Annotated in this window: 27 protein-coding genes; 3 read left to right on the top strand and 24 right to left on the bottom strand. The window is 63.2% G+C overall.

The window, feature by feature from the left end; translation table 11 throughout:
* Positions 1–52: 52 nt before the first annotated feature.
* On the bottom strand, positions 53–691 hold the full coding sequence (locus BLR26_RS11175; protein WP_045195146.1) for a TetR/AcrR family transcriptional regulator: 639 nt from the start codon (positions 689–691) through the stop codon (positions 53–55).
* A 72-nt stretch (positions 692–763) separates the two neighbouring features.
* Between BLR26_RS11175 and BLR26_RS11170 the strand changes: the two genes are divergently transcribed.
* A complete protein-coding gene (locus BLR26_RS11170; protein WP_093380595.1) occupies positions 764–1,897 on the top strand; it encodes an aminotransferase class V-fold PLP-dependent enzyme in 1,134 nt (377 codons plus the stop codon).
* Positions 1,898–2,132: 235 nt separating this feature from the next.
* Here BLR26_RS11170 and BLR26_RS11165 read toward each other — a convergent pair whose 3' ends face one another.
* The 12 genes from BLR26_RS11165 to BLR26_RS11110 all read right to left on the bottom strand — a co-directional run bounded on the left by BLR26_RS11165 (position 2,133) and on the right by BLR26_RS11110 (position 11,898).
* The gene (locus BLR26_RS11165; RefSeq protein ID WP_093380593.1) at positions 2,133–2,915 is read right to left on the bottom strand and encodes a TatD family hydrolase; all 783 of its coding nucleotides are present in this window, start codon (positions 2,913–2,915) and stop codon (positions 2,133–2,135) included.
* Between the two features lie 43 nt (positions 2,916–2,958).
* A complete protein-coding gene (locus BLR26_RS11160) occupies positions 2,959–3,945 on the bottom strand; it encodes a DNA polymerase III subunit delta' (protein WP_093380590.1) in 987 nt (328 codons plus the stop codon).
* Positions 3,938–4,570, bottom strand: coding sequence for a dTMP kinase (gene tmk / locus BLR26_RS11155; protein ID WP_045195155.1), 633 nt, complete (start codon positions 4,568–4,570; stop codon positions 3,938–3,940). The genes BLR26_RS11160 and tmk overlap by 8 nt, the downstream gene beginning before the upstream one ends.
* Positions 4,571–4,589: 19 nt before the next feature.
* Positions 4,590–5,735, bottom strand: a complete 1,146-nt coding sequence (gene mltG / locus BLR26_RS11150) for an endolytic transglycosylase MltG (protein WP_093380587.1) — start codon at positions 5,733–5,735, stop codon at positions 4,590–4,592.
* A 3-nt stretch (positions 5,736–5,738) separates the two neighbouring features.
* Positions 5,739–6,554 (bottom strand): aminodeoxychorismate lyase, encoded by an 816-nt coding sequence (gene pabC / locus BLR26_RS11145; RefSeq protein WP_093380584.1) that lies wholly within the window; start codon positions 6,552–6,554, stop codon positions 5,739–5,741.
* On the bottom strand, positions 6,554–7,798 hold the full coding sequence (gene fabF, locus BLR26_RS11140) for a beta-ketoacyl-ACP synthase II (RefSeq protein ID WP_045195160.1): 1,245 nt from the start codon (positions 7,796–7,798) through the stop codon (positions 6,554–6,556). The genes pabC and fabF overlap by 1 nt, the downstream gene beginning before the upstream one ends.
* 104 nt (positions 7,799–7,902) lie before the next feature.
* The gene (gene acpP, locus BLR26_RS11135; RefSeq protein ID WP_003175607.1) at positions 7,903–8,139 is read right to left on the bottom strand and encodes an acyl carrier protein; all 237 of its coding nucleotides are present in this window, start codon (positions 8,137–8,139) and stop codon (positions 7,903–7,905) included.
* A gap of 196 nt (positions 8,140–8,335) precedes the next feature.
* Complete coding sequence (gene fabG / locus BLR26_RS11130; protein ID WP_038994156.1) at positions 8,336–9,076, bottom strand: 3-oxoacyl-ACP reductase FabG; 741 nt, start codon at positions 9,074–9,076, stop codon at positions 8,336–8,338.
* Positions 9,077–9,092: 16 nt separating this feature from the next.
* Complete coding sequence (gene fabD, locus BLR26_RS11125; RefSeq protein ID WP_093380581.1) at positions 9,093–10,031, bottom strand: ACP S-malonyltransferase; 939 nt, start codon at positions 10,029–10,031, stop codon at positions 9,093–9,095.
* Between the two features lie 129 nt (positions 10,032–10,160).
* Positions 10,161–11,171 (bottom strand): phosphate acyltransferase PlsX, encoded by a 1,011-nt coding sequence (gene plsX, locus BLR26_RS11120; protein WP_082075402.1) that lies wholly within the window; start codon positions 11,169–11,171, stop codon positions 10,161–10,163.
* A gap of 3 nt (positions 11,172–11,174) precedes the next feature.
* Positions 11,175–11,357, bottom strand: a complete 183-nt coding sequence (gene rpmF / locus BLR26_RS11115; protein WP_010223221.1) for a 50S ribosomal protein L32 — start codon at positions 11,355–11,357, stop codon at positions 11,175–11,177.
* Between the two features lie 13 nt (positions 11,358–11,370).
* On the bottom strand, positions 11,371–11,898 hold the full coding sequence (locus BLR26_RS11110) for a YceD family protein (RefSeq protein WP_045195168.1): 528 nt from the start codon (positions 11,896–11,898) through the stop codon (positions 11,371–11,373).
* 95 nt (positions 11,899–11,993) lie between these two features.
* Between BLR26_RS11110 and BLR26_RS11105 the strand changes: the two genes are divergently transcribed.
* Positions 11,994–12,572: a Maf family protein gene (locus BLR26_RS11105; RefSeq protein WP_093380578.1), complete on the top strand. Its 579-nt coding sequence runs from the start codon at positions 11,994–11,996 to the stop codon at positions 12,570–12,572.
* Positions 12,573–12,624: 52 nt separating this feature from the next.
* On the opposite strand, the gene BLR26_RS11100 is transcribed toward BLR26_RS11105, so the two are convergent.
* Genes BLR26_RS11100 through rluC form a run of 3 tightly spaced genes read right to left on the bottom strand, consistent with a single transcriptional unit; the run spans position 12,625 to position 15,248 of the window.
* Positions 12,625–13,617: a S49 family peptidase gene (locus BLR26_RS11100; protein ID WP_093380575.1), complete on the bottom strand. Its 993-nt coding sequence runs from the start codon at positions 13,615–13,617 to the stop codon at positions 12,625–12,627.
* Positions 13,610–14,302 (bottom strand): HAD family hydrolase, encoded by a 693-nt coding sequence (locus tag BLR26_RS11095; RefSeq protein WP_045195174.1) that lies wholly within the window; start codon positions 14,300–14,302, stop codon positions 13,610–13,612. The genes BLR26_RS11100 and BLR26_RS11095 overlap by 8 nt, the downstream gene beginning before the upstream one ends.
* Complete coding sequence (rluC, locus tag BLR26_RS11090; RefSeq protein WP_045195176.1) at positions 14,292–15,248, bottom strand: 23S rRNA pseudouridine(955/2504/2580) synthase RluC; 957 nt, start codon at positions 15,246–15,248, stop codon at positions 14,292–14,294. The genes BLR26_RS11095 and rluC overlap by 11 nt, the downstream gene beginning before the upstream one ends.
* Positions 15,249–15,992: 744 nt before the next feature.
* Here rluC and rne point away from each other — a divergent pair.
* Positions 15,993–19,160: a ribonuclease E gene (gene rne / locus BLR26_RS11080; protein ID WP_093380573.1), complete on the top strand. Its 3,168-nt coding sequence runs from the start codon at positions 15,993–15,995 to the stop codon at positions 19,158–19,160.
* Positions 19,161–19,225: 65 nt separating this feature from the next.
* On the opposite strand, the gene murB is transcribed toward rne, so the two are convergent.
* The 8 genes from murB to BLR26_RS11040 all read right to left on the bottom strand — a co-directional run bounded on the left by murB (position 19,226) and on the right by BLR26_RS11040 (position 26,057).
* Positions 19,226–20,245: a UDP-N-acetylmuramate dehydrogenase gene (murB, locus tag BLR26_RS11075; RefSeq protein WP_093380570.1), complete on the bottom strand. Its 1,020-nt coding sequence runs from the start codon at positions 20,243–20,245 to the stop codon at positions 19,226–19,228.
* On the bottom strand, positions 20,242–20,706 hold the full coding sequence (locus BLR26_RS11070; protein ID WP_045195182.1) for a low molecular weight protein-tyrosine-phosphatase: 465 nt from the start codon (positions 20,704–20,706) through the stop codon (positions 20,242–20,244). Before BLR26_RS11070 ends, murB begins: the two co-directional genes overlap by 4 nt.
* Positions 20,706–21,470: a 3-deoxy-manno-octulosonate cytidylyltransferase gene (kdsB, locus tag BLR26_RS11065; protein WP_093380567.1), complete on the bottom strand. Its 765-nt coding sequence runs from the start codon at positions 21,468–21,470 to the stop codon at positions 20,706–20,708. Before kdsB ends, BLR26_RS11070 begins: the two co-directional genes overlap by 1 nt.
* On the bottom strand, positions 21,467–21,652 hold the full coding sequence (locus BLR26_RS11060; RefSeq protein WP_038994143.1) for a Trm112 family protein: 186 nt from the start codon (positions 21,650–21,652) through the stop codon (positions 21,467–21,469). Before BLR26_RS11060 ends, kdsB begins: the two co-directional genes overlap by 4 nt.
* A 38-nt stretch (positions 21,653–21,690) precedes the next feature.
* On the bottom strand, positions 21,691–22,701 hold the full coding sequence (gene lpxK / locus BLR26_RS11055; protein WP_093380565.1) for a tetraacyldisaccharide 4'-kinase: 1,011 nt from the start codon (positions 22,699–22,701) through the stop codon (positions 21,691–21,693).
* Positions 22,701–23,132, bottom strand: coding sequence for an ExbD/TolR family protein (locus tag BLR26_RS11050; RefSeq protein WP_045195189.1), 432 nt, complete (start codon positions 23,130–23,132; stop codon positions 22,701–22,703). The genes lpxK and BLR26_RS11050 overlap by 1 nt, the downstream gene beginning before the upstream one ends.
* Positions 23,129–23,764 (bottom strand): MotA/TolQ/ExbB proton channel family protein, encoded by a 636-nt coding sequence (locus BLR26_RS11045; protein WP_176794233.1) that lies wholly within the window; start codon positions 23,762–23,764, stop codon positions 23,129–23,131. Before BLR26_RS11045 ends, BLR26_RS11050 begins: the two co-directional genes overlap by 4 nt.
* A 70-nt stretch (positions 23,765–23,834) precedes the next feature.
* Entirely contained in the window at positions 23,835–26,057 is a 2,223-nt protein-coding gene (locus BLR26_RS11040) for a DNA internalization-related competence protein ComEC/Rec2 (RefSeq protein ID WP_093380563.1), read from the bottom strand.
* Between the last annotated feature and the right edge of the window lie 13 nt (positions 26,058–26,070).

Genomic DNA, 26,070 nt, shown 5'->3' with positions numbered 1-26,070 from the left:
AGTATATTCCTCGCCACCCAATCCCAGTAGCGCCATGGTTTGGCTGAATGTCTCAGCTACCGGCGGTATCCGGGTCGCGCTTGCGCTTGTTGCCCATGCGCACGCCAATGTCCATGAGGAACTGGAAGAAGCCTTCCTGATCTTCCAGGACGTTGCTCCAGAACGGCGAGTGGTAGAGCGCCACGGCCCCATGCACAAGGGCCCAGGCCGCGCAGTAGTGGAAGTACGGCGGTACGTCCTCAAGCTTGCCTTCGCTGATGCGACCCTTGATCAGCAGGGTCAGGCGGTCGAAGTTGGAGGCGCGGATCTTGTGCAACTCCTCGACCATCTCCGGCACCTGGTTGCCTTTGACCACTTTCTCTTCGAGACGGTCGAACAGGCGGTAGCGCTGCGGATCACGCATGCGGAATTCGAAGTAGGCGCGCGACAGGGCTTCCTTGTCGCGGTCGACGTCGGCAGAGTGCAGCAGTTCGTTCAAATCGCGCTCGTAGTCGAGCATCAGGCGCAGGTAGATCTCCGCCTTGGATTTGAAATGCTTGTAGATCGTGCCTTTGCCGATACCGACGGCATCAGCGATCATCTCGACGGTGACACTGTCTTCACCCTGTTCGAGAAACAGCTTGAGCGCGGTATCGAGAATTTCTTGCTCTCGGCGACGAAACTCACGGACCTTACGAGGTTCTTTCTGCATAAGAAGGACTGGATCAAAATCGAAGCCGGTTATTATGCCTAACTTGCGCCAAAATGCACGGATCATCCAACCATGTCTATGTTTCTTGATGAGTTTGAACAGGCCCCGGGGCTTCGTTATCTGAACCATGCCGCGGTCGCACCCTGGCCCAAACGCGCCAGCCAGGCGGTTTCGCGCTTCGCCAGCGAGAACGTTTTGCTCGGTGCAAGGGACTATCCGGACTGGATGGCCATGGAGCAGCGTTTACGTGAACGCCTGATGCGCCTGACGAATACACCGTCGACGGATGACATCGCATTGGTCAAGAACACCTCCGAAGCGCTGTCTTTCGTCGCCTTCGGTATCGACTGGCAGGCCGGCGACCAGATCGTCATCAGCGACGAGGAATTCCCCTCCAACCGGATTGTCTGGGAAGCCCTGGCCGACAAAGGCGTCAGCGTCATCCAGGTAAGCCTCAAGGGCAGCGACCCGGAGGCGGCCTTGCTCGCGGCCTGCGGCCCCAAGGTGCGCCTGCTGGCAATCAGCGCCGTGCAGTTTGCCAGCGGCCTGCGCCTTGACCTGGTGCGTCTGGGCCAAGGCTGTCGTGAGCGTGAGGTGTTGTTCTGCATCGACGCCATCCAGCAATTGGGCGCCCTGCCCTTCGACGTCCAGGCCTATCAGTGCGACTTTGCCATGGCCGATGGGCACAAATGGATGCTCGGCCCGGAAGGCCTCGGGGTGTTCTATTGCCGCGCCGAGGTACGCCCGCTGCTCAAGCTCAGCGAGTACGGCTGGCACATGCTCGAACACATGGGCGACTACAGCCGCAGCGAATGGCAGCCGGCCCACAGCGCCCGGCGCTTTGAATGCGGCAGCCCGAACATGCTCGGTGCAGCGGCGCTGGAGGCAAGCCTGGCGCTGCTCGAAGAAGTGGGCATGGATCAGGTGGCCACAGCGCTGCTGGAGCGGGTGCACTGGCTCAACGAAGGCCTGGCAGCGATCCCTGGGGTCCGCGTACACAGCCCGCAGGAGCCTGCGCGTCGCTCAGGGATCGTGTCCTTCAGCATTGATGGCGTCGAGAACGCCCAGGTTTATCAGCGCCTCAAGCAGGAACAGGTGATCTGCATTCCGCGTGGCCCCGGGGTGCGATTTTCCCCGCACTTCTACACACCCAGGCAGATAATCGACGAAACTCTGGCCATTGTGCGCGAGATCGCAGAGCGATGAGTGCTCAGCAGCGGCAGGCGTATTCCAAATCTGTTTAAAAAACGACCAGCTGTGGCTGGCGGCGCGTCAATCCTGGCCAATACTTCAGGTGTTGGCGCAGCGCATCCCCCCATGTGGCGCGCCGATAAAGGTGCTCAGGGACCGCGTGCCTTTGTTTTACTCCTAATGGTCTTAACCCGGATTCACCCCCCAGAACCCGGGTTTTTTTTGCCTGCGGTTTTTACCGCCCGCAGGCTCAGGCCACCCGCGCCAACGGAAACAGGCGCTTGAAGTTGGCCGTGGTCTGTTCAGCCAGTTGCTCATAACTTTCACCGCGCACCATCGCCACGAACTCCGCCACTTCACGCACGTACTCTGGCAAGTTGGCCTTGCCGCGGTAGGGGATCGGCGCCAGGTACGGCGAGTCGGTCTCGACCAGTAGCCGATCGGCAGGCACCTGGCGGGCCACATCGCGCAACGCATCGGCATTACGGAAGGTGACGATGCCCGACAGCGAAATGTAGTAGCCCAGGTCCAGCGCCGCCCTGGCCATGTCCCAGTCTTCAGTGAAGCAATGCAGAACGCCGGCCTGCTTGAGGTCCGCTTCACGCAGCAAGGCCAGGGTGTCGGCGCGCGCCGCGCGGGTATGGATGATCACCGGCTTGCCGGTTACCCTGGCTGCCTCCAGGTGCAGGCGGAACGAGTCCTGCTGCACCTGAGCCGCGTCCGGCTCGTAGTGATAGTCCAGGCCGGTCTCGCCAATCGCCACCACATGCGGGTGCTCCAGCTCCTTGAGCAGCCAGTCCAGCGGCGGAGCGCCATCGGGGGTGAGGTCGAGCGGGTGGATGCCCACCGAGCAGTCGACATCACTGTAACGCTCGCTCAGGTCCTTGACCGCCTGGGCGTTGTCGGCGCTGATGCCGATGCACAGGAAGTGGCCGACGCCGCGCGCGCGGGCAGCGTCCAGGGCCGCATCCAGGGAGCCCTGGTGGGCGGTGAGGTCAAGACGGTCGAGGTGGCAATGGGAATCTACAAGCATGGGTACATGACAACGCTGAAAAAAAATGAAGGAACGGCACAGCTCAACGCTGGCCCGGCAACATCGCCCAGGACGCCAGCAGCGCCTCGAGCAACAGCACCCGATTGAGGTTGGCCTTGCCCAGGACCTTCTGGCGCTGGGCCAGAATCCAGTCCTGGATCTCCAGGACCCTGGCCTGGCTGCTCTTCTGCGCCAGGTACTGGACCACCTTGCGCATATCGCTCAAGCCTAACCCCTCCTCGTCCTGGGTCAACTGATAACGCAGGACCAGGTTGGACCAGTCGCAGAACCAGTCGAACAGTTGCAGCAAGGGAATGGCATTCCAGGCGTCGGCCAGCTGGCTAGGCGATTGCTGCTGCTTGAGCAGCTTCTTCACCCCATCGACCACCAGCGCGCGCTGCTCGCGCACACCCTGGGCCAGCAGACTGACGGCCGCCAACGGCGAGCCGGCGGCCAGGCTGAGCAACTCCAGGCGCTCCTGCTCGTCGCAGTCGGGCAAGGCCTGTTCGAGCCAGGCCAGGCTTTGCTCGCGGCTCGGCAGCGGGCAGGCCTGCTGCTGGCAGCGGCTCTTGATGGTTGGCAACAGGCGGCTGGGCTGATGACTGACCAGCAGCAGAACAGTATTGCCCGAGGGCTCTTCAAGGCTTTTGAGCAAGGCGTTGGCGGCGTTGACGTTCATCGCCTCGACCGGCTCGATCAAGATTACTTTGCGCCCACCCAACTGCGCAGTCTGCACCACGAAAGACACCAGCTCGCGGACCTGGTCGACCTTGATCGGCTTGTCGGCCTCTTCCGGCTCCAGCACGTAGTTGTCCGGGTGGCTGCCGGCTGCGAGCAACAGGCATGACTTGCACTGCCCACACGCCTGCAGCCCTTGCACACGCTGGCACAGCAGCAAGGCCATCAGGCGCTCGGCCAGGGCCCGCTTGCCAATGCCTTGCGGACCGTGCAGCAGATAGGCATGGGCATGCTGGGTGCGCCCGGCCAGTTGCTGCCACAGCGCCTGCTGCCAGGGAAAGGCCTCAGCCACGGCAACGCTCCAGAATCTGCGGCAGCAAGGCGTCCAGCGCCTGCTGTACCTGGGCCAGCGGCAAAGCGGCATCAATCAGCCGGTATTGCTGCGGCGAAGCCTGGGCGCGAGCCAGGTAGGCCTGGCGCACGGCCTCGAAGAAGGCCTGGCCTTCCTGTTCGAAACGGTCCAGGCGGCCGCGGGCGGCAGCGCGCGACAGACCGATCGCCACCGGCAGATCGAACACCAGGGTCAGGTCCGGGCGCAGATCGCCCTGGACGAAATTCTCCAGGGTGGCGATGCGCTCCAGCGACAGGCCGCGCCCGCCGCCCTGATAGGCGTAGGTGGCATCGGTAAAACGGTCGCACAACACCACCGCGCCACGGGCCAGGGCCGGGCGAATGACTTCGGCCAGGTGCTGGGCACGGGCGGCAAACACCAGCAGCAGCTCGGTGTCGGCATCCATCTTCTCTTCACTGGGGGCCAGCAGCAGTTCGCGGATTCGCTCGGCCAGCGGCGTGCCGCCCGGCTCGCGGGTCAGCACGACATCCAGGCCGGCGCCGCGCAGGTGCTCGGCGAGGTACTCGCGATTGGTGCTTTTGCCCGCGCCTTCAGGGCCTTCCAGGGTGATAAACAAGCCGCTCACAGGCAGTCCTTACAGTGGGTCATTGCGGGGAGGCCGCGTCGCTGGCCGGCGCCGCTTGCTCGGTCGCCGGCTCAGGGCTGACATCCGGCGATTGCGGCGCCGACGGCTGGGCCTCGGGTTCAGGTTCGGTAACCGGGGCCGGGCTCGAACGGTAGTCGGCACGGCGCTTGATCTGGTACTCGCGCACGGCCGAATTGTGCGCATCGAGGTCATCGGAGAACACATGGCTGCCATCGCCACGCGCCACGAAATACAGGCTGCTGCCCGGCGTCGGGTTCAACGCGGCATGAATGGCTTCGCGGCCAACCATGGCAATCGGCGTCGGCGGCAGGCCGGCGTTGGTGTAGGTGTTGTACGGCGTCGGCTCGCGCAGGTCGGCGCGGGTGATCTTGCCGTTGTAGCGTTCGCCCATGCCGTAGATCACCGTCGGGTCGGTCTGCAGCAGCATGCCGATGCGCATGCGCCGCACGAACACCCCGGCAATTTGCCCGCGCTCTTGCGGTACGCCAGTTTCCTTCTCGACCAGCGACGCCATGATCAGCGCCTGGTACGGATCGCGATACGGCACATCGCTGGAGCGCTCAGCCCATTCCTTGGCCAGCACTTCTTCCAGGCGCGCGTAGGCCTGCTGGAGGAACTCGACATCGCTCATGCCACGCACGAAGCGATAGGTATCGGGGAAGAACCGACCTTCAGGGAACACCCCCGGATGGCCGAGCTTGTCCATGACCTCGGCATCACTCAGGCCGTCGATGGTTTTCTTGATCTTCTCGTGCCTGGCCAGCGCCGCACGCACCTGGCGGAAGTTCCAGCCCTCGACCAGCGTCAGGGTGTACTGCACCACATCACCGCGACGCCAGACCTCGAACAGCTCGCGCACGGTCATGCCCGGGGTCATGCGGTACTCGCCGGTATGCAGCGGCACGCCAGCCATGTTGAAGCGCCAGTACAGGCGTAGCCAGAAGGCGTCTTCCAGCACCCCGTCGTTCTGCATGCGGTAGAACATGCGGTTGGGGGTGGTACCGGTGGGCACGTCGAGCAACTGCTCCTGGGACACGTGCAGGGTCTGCTCCAGCGCCGATTTTACCTTCCAGGCCGAATAGCCCAGCGTCAGGCCGGCCAGGATCAAGCCGATCTCCAGCAGCACCAAGAATTTACGTCTCACAAATCAGGCATCCAGTAGCGTACGGGCAATGGCCTGCAGTTTACGGGTGAGCGGCCCCGGCGGCCAGTTCAGCGATGTAAAAGCCTGTACCGGCCAGATGCCGTAGACGCTATTGCAGACAAACACTTCGTCAGCTTGCTGCAGGTCCTGCAGGCTCAGGTCGGTAATCTGCACAGCGATTGCGGCGTCCCTGGCGTGATCGAGCAAGGCTGCGCGCATGACCCCGGCCACGCCGCAGCGGCTCAGGTCGGCGGTCTGCAGTTGGCCGTCGCGCACCAGGAACAGGTTGCTGTACACCCCCTCGATGATGCGCCCGGAAACATCGCGCATCAAACCTTCGGCGTGCGCGGCATCCTGCCACTCGGCACGGGCCAGCACCTGCTCGAGGCGATTGAGGTGTTTCAAGCCTGCCAGCAAGGGTTGCTCGGCCAGACGGGTCTGGCAATCGAACAAGCGAACGCCCTGTTCGGCATGCCCTGCGGGATAGGTGGGCAAGGGATTGCCCTGGAGAATTCGTCGTGGCGCCACGCCAGCGGCCGGCGCGTAGCCGCGCTGGCTGTCGCCGCGGGTAACAATGAGCTTGAGCACGCCGTCACCCAGCAAGCTGGCATAACGGCATAGCTCGTCGCGAATCAGGCCGTGATCGGCGCTGATCGCCAGGCGCTGGCAACCCAGCGCCAGGCGCTCGAGGTGGTACTCGAGCAACGATGGCCGACCGGCGCGCACGGCGATGGTCTCGAACAGACCATCGCCATAGGCCAGCCCCCGGCTTTGCAGGGTTAGTGCATCTGCCGGCAGGCCATCGACCCAGCTGTGCATCAGCCGGCGAACCGGCGGAACACCAGCGAGCCGTTGGTGCCACCAAAACCGAAGGAGTTGGACAGCACCACCTCGATCGGCATGTTGCGCGCCTGGTGCGGCACGAAGTCGAGGTCGCAACCTTCGCTCGGCTCGTCCAGGTTGATGGTCGGTGGCGCCACCTGGCTGTTGATCGACAGCACGCTGAAGATCGCCTCGACGGCACCGGCAGCGCCAAGCAGGTGCCCGGTCATCGACTTGGTCGAGCTGACGGCCAGCTTGTAGGCGTGATCGCCAAACACCGACTTGATCGCCGAGCTTTCTGCCAGGTCGCCGGCCGGCGTCGAGGTGCCGTGGGCGTTGATGTAATCGACTTCGCCGGGGTTCAGGCCGGCATCACGCAGGGCGTTGGCCATGCAGCGCGCGGCACCGCTGCCATCTTCTGGCGGCGAGGTCATGTGGTAGGCATCGCCACTCATGCCAAAGCCTACCAGCTCGGCATAGATGGTCGCGCCGCGGGCCTTGGCGTGCTCGAGCTCTTCGAGTACCAGCGCACCGGCACCGTCGGCGAGGACGAAGCCATCACGGCCCTTGTCCCACGGACGGCTGGCGCGGGTCGGGTCGTCGTTGCGGGTCGACAGCGCCCGCGACGCACCGAAACCACCCATGCCCAGGCCACAGGCGGCCATTTCCGCACCGCCGGCGATCATCACGTCGGCTTCACCGAAGGCGATGTTGCGCGCAGCCATGCCGATACAGTGGGTACCGGTGGTGCAGGCGGTGGAAATAGCGTAGTTAGGCCCCTGTACACCCAGGTGGATCGACAGGAAACCGGAAATCATGTTGATGATCGAACCCGGCACGAAGAACGGCGAAATACGCCGCGGGCCCTGGTCATGCAAGGTCCGGCTGGTTTCTTCGATGTTGGTCAGGCCACCGATACCCGAGCCCATGGCCACGCCAATGCGCTCGCGGTTGGCATCGGTCACTTCCAGGCCGGCGTTACGCACTGCCTGAAAACCGGCTGCCAGGCCGTACTGAATGAACAGATCGAGCTTGCGGGCTTCCTTGACCGACAGGTACTGCTCGACTTCAAAGCCCTTTACCGAGCCGCCAAAACGGGTGGAGTAGGCAGACAGGTCAGTATGCTCGATCAGACCTATGCCACTGCGGCCAGCCAGAATGCCCTGCCAACTGCTCGGCACATCCGTACCCAGTGGCGACAGCATACCCATACCGGTGACCACGACGCGTCTACGCGACACAGCACTCTCCTTATTCAATTGACTACATCTCTTGTAAAGAAAAAACCGCACGCCGGCGAAGGCAGTGCGGTTTTTCCATGACAAGAAGCGACGACTACAACGTCTTAGGCCTGGTGGCTGGTGACGTAGTCGATAGCAGCTTGAACAGTAGTGATCTTCTCGGCTTCTTCGTCAGGGATTTCGGTCTCGAATTCCTCTTCCAGAGCCATCACCAGCTCAACGGTGTCAAGGGAATCGGCACCCAGATCTTCGACGAAGGAAGCAGTGTTCACTACTTCTTCTTCTTTAACGCCCAGTTGCTCGGCGACGATTTTCTTGACGCGTTCTTCGATGGTGCTCATACCTTGTTTTCACTCCTAATGGACATATGTCAGGCAGCTGGCCGGTGTGTAAGTGTATAGAAAGACGTCTGCTTTTCAAGCGCAACACGCCTTGCAAGACCACACCTGCCAACCGACTAGAATCTGGTTGCAGCTTTATAACGGATTTTAGACAGCTCGTATGACATTTTTTTGATGCAATCCGTCACATTCAATTTTACATGTACATGCCGCCGTTGACCGGAATGGTCGCGCCGGTGACATAACCTGCACCTTCGGAGGCCAGGAAAGCCACCACATTGGCGATCTCCTGAGCCTGGCCCAGACGCCCCAGGGGGATCTGGGTCTGCAGCGCTTCACGCTGAGCTTCAGGCAGCTCGCGAGTCATGTCGGTGTCGATGAAGCCCGGGGTCACCGAGTTGACGGTGATCGCGCGGGAGCCGACTTCACGCGCCAGGGCGCGGCTGAAGCCCTCCAGGCCGGCCTTGGCGGCAGCGTAGTTGACCTGGCCGACGTTACCCATGGCACCGACCACCGAGCCGATGCTGATGATACGACCCCAGCGCGCCTTGGTCATGCCGCGCAGTACGCCCTTGGACAGACGGTAGAGGCTGTTCAGGTTGGTGTCGATGACGTCGAACCACTCGTCGTCCTTCATGCGCAGCATGAGGTTGTCGCGGGTGATGCCGGCGTTGTTGACCAGAATGGTCGGCGCACCGAACTGCTCCTGGATCTTGGCCAGGGTAGCGGTGACCGACTCGTCGCTGGTCACGTTCAGCTCAAGGCCAGTGCCGGTGATGCCGTGCTCCTTGAGGGTCGCGGCGATACGCTCGGCGCCCGAAGCGGAGGTGGCGGTACCGATCACGGTAGCGCCCAGACGGCCCAGCTCCAGGGCGATAGCCTGGCCGATACCACGGCTGGCGCCGGTAACCAGGGCAACTTTACCTTGCAGGCTCATGCAAGTTTCTCCTAAATCAGGCCAGCGCCGCACGAGTGGCGGCGACAGCATCTGGGGTATTGAGGTTGTAGGTGGTCACGCCATCGGCGCAACGCTTGTTCAGACCGGCCAGAACCTTGCCCGGGCCGCATTCGACCAGGTTGACCGCACCATTGGCGACCAGGGTCTGCACGCACTCGACCCAACGCACTGGCTTGTACAGCTGCTCCAGCAGATCGCGCTTGAGGGTGTCGAGGTCCGCGGCAACGGCAGCGCTGACGTTTTGCACCAGCGGGATTTGCGGGGCCTGCCAGTCGATGGCATTGACCGACTCGGCAAAGCGCTCGGCTGCCGGGCGCATCAGCTCACAGTGCGACGGCACGCTGACCGGCAGTGGCAGTGCGCGCTTGGCGCCAGCAGCCTTACAGGCTTCCATGGCACGCTCAACGGCGGCCTTGGCACCGGCGATGACTACCTGACCTGGCGAGTTGAAGTTCACCGCGCTGACCACTTCGCCCTGGGCTGCTTTTGCGCAGATATCCACGACAGCGGCATCGTCCAGACCCAGGATTGCCGCCATGGCGCCCTGCCCGGCCGGTACGGCCTCTTGCATGAGCTCGCCGCGGCGCTTGACCAGTTTAACGGCGTCACCCAGGCTCAGGCTGCCGGCGGCGACCAGGGCGCTGTACTCACCCAGGCTGTGACCGGAAACGAACGCCGGACGCGCGCCGCCCTCAGCCAGCCACAGGCGCCACAAGGCGATCGAGGCGGTAAGGATGGCCGGCTGGGTTTTGTCGGTTTGGTTGAGTTGCTCTTCCGGACCGTTCTGGGTCAGCGCCCAGAGGTCATAGCCCAGAGCCTCGGAGGCCTCACGGAAGGTATCAATGACCAGCGGATGCTGGCCGCCCAGCTCGGCGAGCATGCCGAGGGACTGCGAACCTTGACCGGGAAAGACGAATGCGAGGGATGCAGACATTGAACAAGCCCCTAGTGATCTTGTCGTCGGAAATTAAGCGCCCAGCACCAGGCTGAGCACAAGAAACTGAAGAGTTGGATGGTAGCGAGGACCAAGCGGTCACATTTAACCACTTCCTGAGGCATATGCCTAAAGCAACAGGTCTTCCAGGCGCCCGTGCAAACGTTGCGGCAGGTTCTCCTGGATCTCGATCAAAGCGCGCTGGATAGCGCTCTGCAAGCCCTGCACCCCGGCAGAGCCATGGCTCTTGATGACAATGCCCTGCAGGCCGAGAAAGCTTGCGCCATTATGTCGCGCCGGCGCCAGGTCAGCCTGCAGGCGGCGCAGCAGGGGCATGGCCACGGCGCCGGCCAGGCGCGCGCCGAGCCCGCCCTTGAACAACGCCTCGATGCGCGAGCCGATCATGGTCGCCAGGCCCTCGCTGGACTTGAGCAGGATATTGCCGACAAAACCGTCGCACACCACCACATCCGCCTCGCCACGGTACAAGCCGTCACCTTCGACGAAACCGATGTAGTTCAGGCCGCGGGCGTTCTGCAGCAGGCTGGCCGCAAGCTTGACCTGCTGGTTGCCCTTGATATCTTCAGTGCCAACATTGAGCAAGGCTACGCGCGGGCGCGAGATACCCAGGGCCTGGGCGGCCACCGAGCCCATCACGGCAAACTGATAGAGGTTTTCTGCACTGCAGTCGACATTGGCGCCCAGGTCGAGGAGCTGGCAATAGCCGGTCTGGGTGGGAATGGCGGCAACCATGGCCGGGCGATCGATACCGGGCAGGGTTTTCAGCACATAGCGCGAAAGGGCCATCAGCGCACCGGTGTTGCCGGCACTGACGCAGGCTTGAACCTTGCCATCACGCAATAATTCGAGGGCCACGCGCATGGACGAATCGGGCTTGCTGCGCAGCGCCTGTGACGGCCGCTCGTCCATGCCGATCACTTCGCTGGCGGCCACGATCTGCAGGCGCGCGCGATCCGCTGCCGACTGGCCAGCGATCAGATCTTCAAGGAGGGAGGGTTGACCGACAAGGGTCAGGTGCAGCGAGGGGGTAGCCGACAGGCAAGCAATACTCGCCTGAACAATGCTGCGGGGACCGAAGTCCCCGCCCATTGCGTCAATCGCGATGATCTGAGCGGACAAGGATTACTCGTCAGCGCCCTTGTCGATCACTTTACGACCACGGTATACGCCTTCTGGCGATACGTGGTGACGCAGGTGCACTTCACCAGTGGTTTTCTCTACGGACAGAGCGTTTTCCGAGAGGGCGTCGTGCGAACGGCGCATGTCACGGGCAGAGCGGGATTTTTTGTTCTGCTGAACAGCCATAATTGATTAACTCCTAAACGTTTGGGTCACGCTTTAACTGCGCCAATACACTGAACGGGTTGGACCGTGTTACCTCGTCCTTGCTCGGTTCGGGCTCATCGGCGCCCGCCGGCTGCTGGCATTCTTCCGGATGATGAGCAGGCACGATAGGCAAGGCGAGCAGAAGCTCTTCCTCGACCAAGGCCTGCAGATCCAAAGGATCTTCGCCCAGTTCCAGCACGTCATAACCTTTCGGCAACGACTGGGTATTCGCACCCTCCTTCACCACGGCGTAAGTACATTCGCTGTGGATCGGCAGGGTGACCAGCTCAAGACAACGCTGGCAAACCATCTTGACCTCGACGCGCAGGTCGGTGTGGATAACCACAGCCTTCTGCTCGTCGCGCTCAAAATCGAATTTAGCCTGCACCGTACCGACAGTGTCGGAAAGCGGGTCGCAGAGTCTCTCCAAATCGGCGAGCTGCAGTGTTCCTTCGAGGGAAACACCACGATCGGCCAATTTGCGCGGGTCAACGTGAGGTGGAATCGGGTCATTCAACATAGGCGCAGCATTCTAGGGATGACCCCCGCCCCTGTCAAAGGAAATTCGGCTCCGTTCAGCATGTTAGAATCGTTTCACCTGTTCAGGAGTCTATCATGCTGCCTTTATTACTGGCTTCCAGCTCACCCTATCGGCGCGAACTGCTCGAACGCCTGCGCCTGCCATTCAGCTGGGCCTCGCCGGATATCGACGAACATCGGCTGGACGAAGAGCCCGCCCTTGAGCTGGTCAAGCGCCTGGCCCGGGAGAAAGCCCAGGCCCTGGCCGGCAGCCATCCCGGGCAACTGATCATCGGCTCCGACCAGGTCGCGGTGCTCGGCGAGCAGATCCTCGGCAAGCCGCACACCTTCGAGCGCGCCTGCGAGCAACTGCTGGCAGCCAGCAGCAACCATGTGACCTTTCTCACCGGCCTGGCGCTTCTCAACAGCGCCACCGGCCACTGCCAGGTCGACTGCGTGCCGTTCACGGTAAACATGCGCGAACTGGACCTGCCACGCATCGAGCGCTACCTGCGCGCCGAACAGCCCTACGACTGCGCCGGCAGCTTCAAGGCCGAAGGCCTGGGCGTCAGCCTGTTCCAGAGCACCCACGGCGTGGATGCCACCAGCCTGATCGGCCTGCCACTGATCCGCCTGGTAGACATGCTGCAGGCCGAAGGCGTCAGCCTGCCCTGACACGCACAAAAAAGCCGACCTCGATGGTCGGCTTTTTCAATGCATCAGGCAATCAACGCAGCGATGGGCCCTGAAAGCCCATCCACATCGCCAAGTGCTCGGCCACACTGGCCCCCAGGCGCTTGGAGAAGCGATCGAACGGCGACTCCTCGACGGTGAAGTCAACCAGCTCCTTCTCCCCTACCACCTCGCGCGCCACGTAACCGGCGCTGCCCAGGCCATCCACCAGGCCCAGGGCCAGGGCTTGCTCGCCCGACCAGATCAGACCACTGAACAGCTCAGGGTGCTCCTTGTCCTTGAGGCGCTCGCCACGACCCTGCTTGACACTGGCAATGAACTGCTTGTGGGTGGTTTCCAGCACGCCCTGCCAGAACGCCGTCTCTTCAGGCTTTTGCGGCTGGAACGGATCAAGGAAGGCCTTGTGCTCACCCGCGGTATAGGTACGACGCTCGACGCCGAGCTTTTCCATGGCGCCGACAAAACCGTAACCGGCCGCCGTTACACCGATGGAGCCCACCAGGCTGGCCTTGTCGGCGTAGATCTGATCAGCGGCACTGGCGATATAGTAAGCGCCGGAAGCGCCGAGATCGCTGATCACCGCATACAGCTTGATCGTCGGGTATTCGGCACGCAGGCGGCGGATTTCATCGTAGATGTAACCTGACTGCACCGGACTGCCGCCCGGGCTGTTGATACGCAGGATCACCGCCTTGGTTTTCGGGTCCTTGAACGCTTCGCGCAGGCCGCTGACGATATTGTCGGCACTGGCCGGCTCCTGGTCGGCGATCATGCCGCGCACCTCGACCAGCGCGGTATGGCTGACGCTGCGCGAGGCCGCCTTGTCCATGTTCATCAAAGGCGTGAACAGGGCAAAAATGCCGAACAGGTAAACAAAGGTCAGCAGCTTGAAAAAGATCCCCCAGCGCCGCGCCCGACGCTGCTCCTGAACACCGGCCAGGAGGGTTTTCTCCAGCAGCTTCCAGCTCTTCTGCTCTTCGTTGCTGTCGTTACTTTCGGCGCTGGGCGCCTTCCACTCGTCAGCCATGCTCACCTACCCTGGAATGTACTGCTGCAGGCGTGCAGCGAAGCCAGGCCTGCAACTGTGAAAAATGATCGATACACACCTGTGGCCCGAAGGCACTCAAGGCCTCAAGCGACATGGCGCCGTAACCCACCGCCACCGAATGCATGCCGGCATTGCTGGCCATCAACAAGTCGAAGGAAGAATCTCCGACCATCAATGCACGCTGCGGTTCGACCTGGCAATGGGCAAGAATCTCCTCAAGCATCTGCGGGTGCGGCTTGCCGCGGCTTTCGTCGGCTGCACGGGTGATATCGAAGTAATCTTCCCAACCATTGGCGCGTAACACCCGATCAAGCCCGCGCCGGGCCTTGCCGGTCGCCACCGCCAGGCGATAGCCCTCGGCCCGAAAGGCCTCCAGCGACTCGACCACGCCCTCGAACAGCGGCGAAGGCTGGTCATCCAGGGCCATGTAGACGTCGGCATAGTGCTGGCGAAACTGCACGATCTGCTCGGCATCCAGCTGCGGATACAACACGCTGATGGCCTCGGGCAACGCCAGGCCAATGATACCTTTGACCGCGTCATCCGCGCAGATGGCATAGCCGGCGCGACCGGCGGCCAGGTGCATGGCCTCGACGATACGGCCAATGGAGTCGGCGAGGGTACCGTCCCAGTCGAAGATCAGCAGGTCGTAATTACGCTGCACCCAGGCGCTCCACGGTCTTGGCCCACATTTCGTCTACCGGCGCTTCGAGCTTGAGCTCGCCACCATCGGGCAGCGGCACGGTCAGGGCGTAGGCATGCAGGAACAGGCGCTTGCCACCCAGATCACGGATCTCACGGGTGAAATCTTCATCGCCATACTTGCTGTCGCCAGCAATGCAATGCCCGGCATGCAGGGCATGTACGCGGATCTGGTGGGTACGACCGGTGATCGGCCGCGCCTCGACAATGGTGGCAAATTCGCCAAAACGGCGCAGCACGCGGAAGATCGTCAGCGCTTCCTTGCCTTCGTCATTGACCTCGACCATGCGCTCGCCGGAGCGCAGGTTGCTCTTGAGCAACGGCGCATTGACCTGCTTCTTGGCGGTGGCCCAATGACCGCGGACCAGGGCCATGTAGCGCTTGTCGACACCGTCGCCGCGAAGGGCAGCGTGCAAATGGCGCAACATGCTGCGTTTCTTGGCAATCATCAACAGGCCCGAGGTGTCGCGGTCCAGGCGATGGACCAGCTCCAGCTCCTTGGCGTCCGGGCGCATCTGACGAAAGGCTTCGATCACGCCGAAATTCAGGCCGCTGCCACCGTGTACGGCGATGCCGGCCGGCTTGTTGAGCACAATCAGGGCCTTGTCTTCATAGACAATCGCCGCCTCAAGGCGCTGAAGCAAGCCCTGAGCCACCGGTACCGGCTCGTCGCGCTCGGGCAGACGAACGGGCGGCACGCGCACGATGTCGCCCGCCTGCAGCTTGTACTCGGGCTTGATCCGGCCCTTGTTCACGCGCACTTCGCCTTTACGCAAAATGCGGTAAATCAAGGTCTTGGGAACACCCTTGAGCTTCGTTACGAGGAAATTATCGATTCGTTGGCCGGCAAGTTCCGGCGCGACCTCGATCAGCTGGACGCCGGAGGTCGGAGGGGCAGTAGTCGTCATTTGCCAATCATAACAATTTTTTATGGATTTGAAGCACTTAATGATTGCTGCTATAGTCGCGAACGCCGCCAAAAGCGGCTGGCCAGCGGACTCACGGCTTTCAGCCGGCCCTGACCGACGCAATTCTCGAGGACGCGAGGCCGTCCGACGGGGCTTTCGCCAGTTTACAGAAATGCCTGGAATCGCCACCAGCGCCGTGCAGAGAAGACCGATAAAAAACTACAAGAGCGGTATTTCACCCTCCCCCACGTTTTTTTCGCTGCCACTCTGTCAGTGCCGTCAATTTCACGCAGTCATGGCGACGGCTTCGGAAATACCAGCCTTGGACATAAAAGGCGCGGGCTCCCGTATGGAGCTGGCGAAAATGCAACCCGTTGCGGATTCAGCGCGCGGCAGCACCCGAATTATCAGGGATACGTGTAGGGTGGAGATGCACAACCGTCGGACCGTGTAGTACTGCGTCCAGTCCACCGGCCTATTGGCCAGGCGACCGGACCCGGTCTTGATCAAGATGCCCCACGGGCGTCCACGGCCGAAGGCTGATTCCTCCTCCTGACTGAGTGCATTTGACACCACAGCAAGCAGGACGCGTCGTCGCGACTTCGGCAGTACTGGGTGACCAGTCGGACTCGAAAGTTGCTGGACACGGGGGTGGCCCGCCACCCCTTGCGCACCTGACACAGACCGTGAGAAGTCGTGTGTGCCGAACGCCGTTTCCGGCAGCCCGGAAACCGACGGTATTACATGAAAAGAATGCTGATTAACGCGACTCAACCCGAAGAGTTGCGTGTAGCTCTGGTGGACGGCCAACGTCTCTACGACCTGGACATCGAGTCCGGCGCGCGTGAGCAGAAGAAGGCCAACATCTACAAAGGCCGGATCACCCGGATCGAACCTAGCCTGGAAGCCGCTTTCGTCGACTTCGGCTCCGAGCGTCACGGCTTCCTGCCGCTGAAGGAAATCTCCCGCGAATACTTCAAGAAGTCGCCCGAAGGCCGGGTGAACATCAAGGAAGTGCTCAGCGAAGGCCAGGAAGTCATCGTCCAGGTCGAGAAAGAAGAGCGCGGCAACAAGGGCGCCGCCCTGACCACCTTCATCAGCCTGGCCGGTCGCTACCTGGTGCTGATGCCGAACAACCCGCGTGCCGGCGGCATCTCCCGTCGTATCGAAGGCGAAGAGCGCAACGAACTGCGCGAAGCCCTCAACGGCCTGGTCGCCCCTGCCGACATGGGCCTGATCGTGCGCACTGCCGGCCTTGGCCGCAGCAGCGAAGAAATGCAGTGGGACCTCGACTACCTGCTGCAGCTGTGGACCGCGATCAAGGAAGCTTCCCAGGACCGCGCCGCGCCATTCCTGATCTACCAGGAAAGCAACGTCATCATCCGCGCCATCCGTGACTACCTGCGTCAGGACATCGGCGAAGTACTGATCGACAGCATCGACGCCCAGGAAGAAGCCCTGACCTTCATCCGCCAGGTCATGCCGCAGTACGCCAGCAAGATCAAGCTGTATGAAGACAGCGTGCCGCTGTTCAACCGCTTCCAGATCGAAAGCCAGATCGAGACCGCCTTCCAGCGCGTCGTCGACCTGCCGTCCGGCGGCTCGATCGTTATCGACCCGACCGAGGCCCTGGTCTCCATCGACATCAACTCGGCGCGCGCCACCAAAGGCAGCGACATCGAGGAAACCGCCCTGCAGACCAACCTGGAAGCGGCTGAGGAAATCGCCCGCCAGCTGCGCCTGCGTGATATCGGCGGCCTGATCGTGATCGACTTCATCGACATGACCCCGGCCAAGAACCAGCGCGCCGTGGAAGAAAAAGTCCGCGAATGCCTGGAAGCCGACCGTGCCCGCGTACAGGTTGGGCGCATCTCGCGCTTCGGCCTGCTGGAAATGTCCCGTCAGCGCCTGCGTCCTTCGCTGGGCGAAAGCAGCGGCATCGTCTGCCCACGCTGCAGCGGCACCGGCATCATCCGTGACGTCGAATCGCTGTCGCTGGCCATCCTGCGCCTGATCGAAGAAGAAGCCCTGAAAGACCGCACCGCCGAAGTCCGCGCGCAAGTGCCGATTCCGGTTGCCGCCTTCCTGCTCAACGAGAAACGCAATTCGATCACCAAGATCGAGCTGCGCACCCGGGCGCGTATCGTCATCCTGCCGAACGACCACCTGGAAACCCCGCATTTCGAAGTCCAGCGCCTGCGCGACGACAGCCCGGAAGCCCTGAGCAGCCAGTCCAGCTACGAAATCGCCGCCGCCGAGACCGAAGAAGTCCAGCCGACTGCCGCTACCCGCACCCTGGTGCGCCAGGAAGCTGCGGTCAAGACCGCTCCGGCCCGCGCCAATGCTCCAGTACCTGCCGAAGCTGCCGCGCCAGTGGCTGCTCCAGTCCACGCTCCTGAGCCAAGCCTGTTCAAAGGCCTGGTGAAGTCGTTGGTCAGCCTGTTCGCCGGCAAGGACGAGCCTGCCGCCGCCCCTGTGGTTGCCGAGAAGCCCGCCACCGAACGCCCGCAGCGCAACGAAGAGCGCCGCAACGGTCGCCAGCAGAGCCGCAACCGCAACGGACGTCGCGACGAAGACCGCAAGCCGCGTGAAGAGCGTGCCGAGCGCGCCCCGCGTGAAGAGCGTCAGCCTCGCGAAGCCCGCGAAGAAGCACCGGCCCGCGAAGAACGTGCACCACGCCAGCCGCGCGAAGAGCGTCAAGCTCGCGCCCCACGTGAAGAGCGCCGCTCCCGTGAAGAGCGTCCGGTCCGCGAACTGCGCGAGCCGCTGGACGCTGCTACCCCGGCGGTCCGTGAAGAACGCCCTGAGCGCGCCCCACGTGAAGAGCGCCAGCCTCGTGAAGAACGTGCTCCACGCGAAGAACGCGCCCCACGTGAAGAGCGCGCACCGCGCGAAGAACGTGCACCGCGTGAAGAGCGTGCCCCACGCGAAGAGCGCGCTCCGCGCCCACCGCGTGAAGAACGCCAGCCGCGCCCGGCCGAACAGGCTGCCGACGCTGCTGAAGAGCAACTGCCGAACGAAGAGCTGCTGCAGGATGACAACCAGGAAGGTACCGAAGGCGAACGCCCCCGCCGCCGCTCCCGTGGCCAGCGTCGTCGCAGCAACCGTCGTGAGCGTCAACGCGATGCCAACGGTAACCTGGTAGAAGGTTCGGAAGACGGCAGCGACGAGCAGCCTCAAGCCAGCGAACTGGGTGCTGAACTGGCCGCAGGCCTGGCCGTGACCGCCGCTGTTGCCACCAGCAACATCAGCGCCGCTGCCGAAGCCCAAGCCAACCAGCAGGCTGAACGCGCCACCGCTACTGTCGAAGAGCAGGCGGTTGTTGAAGTCGCGGCCAGCGAAACCGTCGTCGAAGCAACTCAGCCAGTCGTTGAAGCGGCTGAAGTCGCCGAAGTGGTTCAAGCAACTGAAGCAACCGAAGTGGTAGAAACTGCCCAGGTCGCTGAAGTCGCTGCCGCGCCGGTTGTCGAACAGCCCTTCACTGCCCCGGTCGAAGCAGCAGAAGCCGTAGAAACCAGCATCGCGCCGGTTATCGAAGCCCCTGTTGCTGCCCCGGCTGAAGTGGTCGAGCCGGTTGCTGCGGTCGAGCCAGCGCCTGAAGTCCAGGCACCTGTAGTGGCCGAGCCGGTAGTCGTTGCTGAAGTGGTCGAAGCGCCTGCGCCAGTAGTTGCCGAGCCTGCAGCGGTTGAAGAGCCAGCGATTGAAGCTCCTGCCAGTGCTCTGACCAGCAACGGTCGCGCACCGAACGACCCACGTGAAGTACGCCGTCGCAAGCGTGAAGCCGAAGCTGCCGCAGCCGCTGCTGCAGTGGCCGCCGCCGAAGCCAGCGCTGCTGTAGTCGCTGAAGAGGCGCCTGCTGCACCGGCTGAAGAAGTGGTTGAAGAAAAAGAAGAGCACAAACCGCTCGTCTGATCTTCCAGGCTGAAAAAAAGCCCCGCCAGGTGACTGGCGGGGCTTTTTTATTGCCGTTGGGAGCGTTAATAAAGGTTTGGCTCCATCTCCAGCTCAACCCCGAAACGCTCGAGGATATCGGCCTGGATCTTCTGCGCCAACTGATGCAACTGCACACCGGTGGCCTGGCCATAGTTGACCAGCACCAGCGACTGCAATCGGTGCACCCCGGCATCGCCTTCGCGATGGCCCTTCCAGCCCGCCTGTTCGATCAGCCAGCCGGCAGCCAGCTTGAACTGGCCATCAGCCTGTGGATAAGCCACCAGCCCCGGATACTGCAAACGGATCTTGTCGGCCAGCACAGCTGCCACCACCGGGTTCTTGAAGAAACTTCCGGCATTGCCCAGCTCGACCGGGTCAGGCAGTTTTTCCCGGCGGATGCTGCAAATCGCATCACTGACATTTTGCGCAGTCGGCTGGCTGATGCCTTGCTCGTTCAGGCGCTGGCGCACCGGACCGTAATCCAGGTGGGCATGCATGAGCCGGCTCAAGGCAAAGCGCACCCGCAGGATCAACCAGCGCCCAGGATTGCGCTTGAACAGGCTGTCGCGGTAGGCGAAGGCGCACTCTTGCAGGCTGAAGTCGCGCAGCTTGCCCGTCTGGCGATCCAGTGCGGTGAGCCCGGCGAACACGTCCTTGATCTCGACGCCATAGGCGCCAATGTTCTGCATCGGCGCGGCGCCGACCGTGCCCGGAATCAGGCTGAGGTTCTCAAGCCCGGCCAGGCCTTGGGCCAGACTCCATTGCACAAACGGGTGCCAGGGTTCGCCAGCTTCGGCCTCGACCACCACCCGCTCACCATCGTCAGACAAGATGCGCAGGCCACGGCTGGCCATGCGCAGCACCAGCGCCTGGATATCGGCAGTCAGCAACAAGTTGCTACCGCCTCCCACCACCAGCACCGGTACTCCCTGATCAGCCGCCTGGGCCAAGGCCTGACGAGCCTCTTCGTCGTCGTGGGCTTCAGTGAAAAACTGGGCCTTAACGTCGATACCGAAGGTGTTAAATGGCTTGAGCGAAACTTGTTGCTGCCACTGCCCGCTCATAGACGACCCTTGAGTTCGGTGACCAAACGGCTGCAGGCGATTTCGATCAGGTCGAGGACCTGTTCGAAATCCTCCTCGGCGCCGTAGTAAGGATCCGGCACCTCATCCAGCGCGCCGTCATAGCGGCGCAGGAACAGGTCCAGCTCGGCTTTGGCCGTGGCCGGGCGCATGCCCTGCAGATGGCCAAGATTGCTCTTGTCCATAGCCAGGATCAGGTCGTAGTCATTGAAGTGCGCGGCCTTGATTTGCTGCGCACGCTGCTGCGACAAGTCATAGCCACGAATGCGCGCGGTGCGGCAGGTGCGCGCATCCGGCTGCTTGCCGACATGCCAGTCGCCAGTGCCGGCCGACGCCACTTCGACCAGTTCGGCCAGGCCTTCGGCGCGCAATTGCTGACGCAGCACGCCTTCGGCGGTAGGCGAGCGGCAGATATTGCCCAGGCACACGAACAAAACCCGCATCAGGCCTCCAGCAAGCGCCGTACGCGCTCCAGGTCTTCAGGGGTATCGACGCCCACGGGCGGCGCATCGATGGCATCGGCAACGTGAATACGCACGCCATGCCAGAGCGCCCGCAACTGCTCCAGCGATTCGGCCTTCTCCAGCCAGCACGGGCCCCAGGCGACGAAGTCCTGCAGGAAGCCGGCGCGATAGGCGTACATGCCGATGTGGCGACGGTACGGCACGCCTTGCGGCATCTGCTCACGGTTCTGGGCAAAGGCATCCCGCGCCCAGGGCAACGGTGCGCGGCTGAACGTCAGGGCCAGGCCATTGCAATCGCTGACCACCTTGACCGCATTGGGATTGAACAGCGCTTCGACGTCACTGATCGGCTCGGCCAGGGTGGCGATGCCGGCCTCCGGATGGGCCGCCAGGTTGGCCGCCACCTGATCGATGATCACCGGCGGAATCAGCGGCTCGTCACCCTGCACGTTGACCACGATGGCATCGGCAGCCAGGCCCAGCTTGGCGGCGACTTCAGCCAAACGGTCGGTACCGGAGTCATGGTCTTCGCGGGTCATCAGCACTTCAGCGCCAAAGGCCTCGCAGGCCTTGAAGATATCCGCGTCGTCGGTGGCGATTACCACACGGTTGGCGCTGCTTTTGCGAGCCTGTTCCCAGACGTGCTGGATCATCGGCTTGCCGGCAATCGGCAGCAACGGCTTGCCGGGCAAGCGCGTGGAGCGCAGCCGCGCCGGAATCACAACGGTAAAGGCCAGGCTCATTTGTCCAGACGCTCGTCATCGGTCAGGGTACGGGCTTCGCTTTCGAGCATCACCGGGATACCGTCGCGGATCGGATAGGCCAGACCCGCGCCCTTGCTGATCAGCTCGGTCTTGTCGGCGCTGAGCTTGAGCGGGCCCTTGCAGATCGGGCAGGCAAGGATATCGAGCAGTTTGGTGTCCATGGAAATTCCTCAGGCCAGTGGCCGGAAAAAGAAACGAATCAGGAGGGCCGCGACCCGGGCAGCAAGCGTGCAAGCTGTGTGTCGAACCAGGCCTTGAAGGCCGGCGAAGGCACAGCATCGACCGCAAGGTACCACCAGTCGTCGGCAGCGAAGGCGCGGCATTTGACCGCGTCCTTCTCGGTCATGACCAGGGGCAGCGCAGGGCTGAAGCTCAGGGCCTGGGCGCTGTATTGGGCATGATCGGCAAAAGGGTGTGGCACAGGTCGCCAGTTTAGCCCCTGCAAGGTATTGAAGAAACGTTGCGGGTTGCCAATGCCGGCCACCGCGTGCACGGCCTGGCCTGGCTCAAAGAAGTCGAGGCCACGGCGCTCGCCACTGCGCAGGTTGACCAGTGCAGTAGGTTGCAGGGCAAAGGCAAAACCGTCTTCGCGGTCGGTCGTGGCGCCGTTGTAAAGCACCGCGTCGACGTCCTGCAGGCGTTCCACCGGCTCGCGCAGGGGGCCGGCCGGCAGGCAGCGGCGGTTACCCAGGCCACGGGCGGCATCGATCAACACCAGCTCCAGGTCGCGGGCCAGGCGGTAATGTTGCATGCCGTCGTCACACAGGATCAGGTCCAGCGGCTCGCTGGCCAGCAATGCCTGAACCGCACGCGAACGGTCCGGGTCGATCATCAGCGGCACGCCGCTGCGCTGGACGATCAGCAAAGGTTCATCACCCGCCTCAGCCGCGCTTTGCTCGGCACGCACGCGCCACGGCAACTGTGGCGGCCTGGCGCCATAGCCACGGCTGACCACGCCGACACGCAGGCCCTGCTGGCGGCAATGCTCGATCAACCAGAGGATCATCGGTGTCTTGCCGGTGCCGCCGACGGTGATGTTGCCCACCACGATGACCGGCACCGGCGCGCGGTAGCTGGGGCTCTCGCCACTGAGAAAGCGCGCGCGCTTGCCCAGCACCACGCGACGATAGAGGGCTTCGAGCGGACGCAGCAGCGCCAGGGCCGGATGCCCGGCGTACCAGGCATCGAGCAGACGATCGGCAAAGGCCATCAGGGCGTCCCCTGAGCCGCCTCGACCGTGGTCATGCGCAACTGGCTGAAACCGAGCTTGCCGGCCGCATCCATGGCAGTCACCACCGCCTGGTGCGGGGTCTTGCCGTCGGCGCTGATCGACAACGGCAGTTTGGTGTCCCCTGCGGATTCCTGCTGCAGGGCTTCAATGAGGGTCGCCAGGTCGCTCTTGGGCAACAGGTGGTTGTTCACCGAATAGACGCCGTCGGCGCTGATGGTGATGTCCAGTTGCTTGAGCTCCGAATCCGGTGCCGGCGCGCCGCTGACCGACTCCGGCAGCTCGACACGCAACTGGGTTTCGCGAGTGAAGGTGGTGGTGACCACGAAAAACAGCAGCAGGATGAACACCACGTCGATCAGCGAGGCCAGGTTGATGTCCACGGTCTCCCGTGGCTTGCGCCGGAATTTCACGCCTTGCCCTCGGCCAGGTCGACATCACGGTCGCCCTGCACCACTTCGACCAGCTTGATCGCTTCCTGCTCCATACCGACCACCAGCTCGTCGATACGACGCTGCAGGAAACGGTGGAAGAACACCGACGGAATACCGACCATCAGGCCGGCCGCGGTGGTGATCAGTGCCTTGGAGATACCGCCGGCGAGCACTGCGGCATTGGTGGTCATGCCGGTACCCATGAAGGCGCTGAAGATGTCGATCATGCCCAGCACGGTGCCGAGCAAGCCCAGCAGCGGCGCCATGGCGGCGATGGTGCCCAGGGCGTTGATGTAGCGCTCCAGCTCGTGAATGACACGCGCTGCGGCCTCTTCGATGCATTCCTTCATGATTTCGCGGCCATGGCGCGAGTTGGCCAGGCCTGCGGCAAGGATCTCGCCCAGCGGCGAATCGGCGCGCAGGGCCTTGAGCTTGTCACTGGTGAGCTGTTTGTCCTTGATCCACATCCACACCTGGCCCAGCAGGTGCGGTGGCGTGACCCGGCTGGCGCGCAAGGTCCAGAGACGCTCGGCGACGATCGCCATGGCAGCGATGGAACTCAGAATGATCGGCAGCATCATCCAGCCACCGGACTTGACCAATTCCCACACAGTAAGCATCCCCTCGAAAAAGTCCGCCACTTTACCATAGGACCCCAGGGGGCTCATCTGCCGAAGGTCGTCATCTCGGTTCACGCCAGAAACGCCGCTGGGCACGCAACCCCTCAGGCTCGCCGAACACACCCAGGCGCAGGCGCAAGGCACCGTGGTCGACATTGTCATAGGCCTGAATACCGTGCGTCCGATAGCGCGCCATGACTTCCGGGTGCGGATGCCCGAAGGCGTTGTAGCGCCCGCGCGAGATCAGCACGCCGCGCGGGGTAGTAGCCTTCAACAAGGCCTCGCTGGAGGAGCTGCGACTGCCGTGATGGGGCGATTGCAACCAGTCGACCGTGGTCGCCTGCCAGTCCCGCGCCCAAGCCCGTTCGCCGCGGGCATCGAGATCGCCGGTGAGCAGCAGTTTTTCGCCATTTGCCTCGACCAGCAGCACACAGGAATCCTGGTTGCTGTCGCCAGCATCCTGCCACTGCCACAGTGAAAAACTCACCCCGTCCCACTGCCAGCGTTCGCCGCTGCTGCACGGCTGCGCTTGCAGCACTTCAGGCAAGGCCGCAGCCTCACCAGCCTGCACCCGCAGCACCGGCAAACCGCGCTGCACGGCGCGGGCGCCCCCGGCGTGATCGGCGTCGGCGTGGCTGAGCAACATCAGGTCGAGCTTGCTTACCCCCAGCTTGCGCAAGCTGGGTAGCACTACCCGCTCGCCCAGATCGAAATCGCCCATGGCCGGGCCGGCGTCATACAACATGGCGTGGTGCCGGGTGCGCAGCACAAAGGCCAGCCCCTGGCCGACATCCAGCTGCCAGACCTCTACCTGCCCCTGCGGCACGCGCTCTCGGGGCGCAAACACCGCCAACAGCAACAATGGCCAGCCCAGCACCCGCATCGGTATGCCGCGCGGCAACAACACCAGCAATGCCCCCAGGCACACCAGCAACCAGGCCCAGAACGGCAATGGTTCTGGGATCCAGGCCGGTTGCCAAACCGCCACATGCGCCAGCAAGCGAAACAAGCCGTCGAGCAGGCCGCCGGCAAGCCACAGCAAGCCTTCCCCCAGAAGCGGCACCGGCAGCAACACAGTGCCGAGCAACGCCATTGGCAACACCGCAAGGCTGATCCACGGCACTGCCAGCAGATTGATCAGCGGCGCCGTCAGGCTCACCGGCAAACCTTGCGCCAGCAGCACCGGCAGCAAGCCGATGGCGATCAACCACTGGGCGCGACTCCAGGCCAGCCAGGGGTTCCAGGCGCCAAGGCGGCCGCTGAAGGTGAAGATCAGAATGGCCACGGCCATGAACGACAGCCAGAAGCCCGGCTGCAAGCTGGCCAATGGTTCCCACAGCAGCACTGCATCGAGCGCCAGCAACAACGGCAGCCCGACACCCAGGTGACGAAAGCGCAGGCGCCAGAGCAGCACCATGGCCAACATCATGCAGGCGCGCTGCACCGGCACCTGAAACCCGGCCAGCAAGCCATAGGCCAGTGCTGCGGCAAAGGCCAGCGCACAGGCCCAAGGCAGCCAGGGTAGCCGTTGCGGCCACCAGCCCAGGCGCGCCAGCCCGGCAATCAAGGCGTATACCAGCCCGGCCAACAGGCCAATATGCTGGCCGGAAATCACCAGCAAGTGCACCGTGCCGGTGGCCTGCAGCGCTTGCCAGTCCTGGCGCGCCAAAGCGCCGCCATCGCCGAGTATCAAGGCCACCAGCGCCGCCTCCCGGCCCTGGGCATCAACGCTGAGCAAGCGCTGGCGCAGATCATCCCGCCAGGCCGCCGTTGCCGGCAGCAGCCGCTCGCCGGCCTTGACGCTGCCGGTGGCGCCGATGCGCCGGGCCAACAGGTTGGCCTCCTGGTCCGGGCCGTGAGGATTGAGCAAACCTGCGGGGCGCTTGAGGCTGACTGCCAAACGCCAGTATTCACCGCTATTGACCGCCGGGCCGCCGAACCAGCTGAGCTGCATGCGCCTTGGCAATTGCCCCCGGCGCGACTCGGCATCGCTCAACTCGAACCTCACCGAGCGCGCACCCTGCTCCGGCAAACCAGTAACCCGGCCCTCTATCCACAGGGTACGGCCATCGAACTGCGCCGCCAGGCGCTCATCCAACGCCCATTGCGCCGAGACACAGGCCCAGCTCAAGCCCAGCAGAAACAGCCCGGCGGGCCACAGCCGCGTAGGCAGGCAGCAAAGCCCGGCAATTGCCAGCAGGACAAGTATCCAGACGGGCGGCAAAGCCGGCAGGAACCCGAGGCTGAGCAGCCCGAGTGCAAGCGCCAACATCCCTGTGCGCATAAGCGTGAAGCTC

Source organism: Pseudomonas sp. UC 17F4 (assembly GCF_900101695.1).
GTDB lineage: Bacteria > Pseudomonadota > Gammaproteobacteria > Pseudomonadales > Pseudomonadaceae > Aquipseudomonas.
The sequence above is the reverse complement of the archived record's forward strand: the minus strand, read 5'-3'. Positions and strand labels throughout refer to the sequence as shown.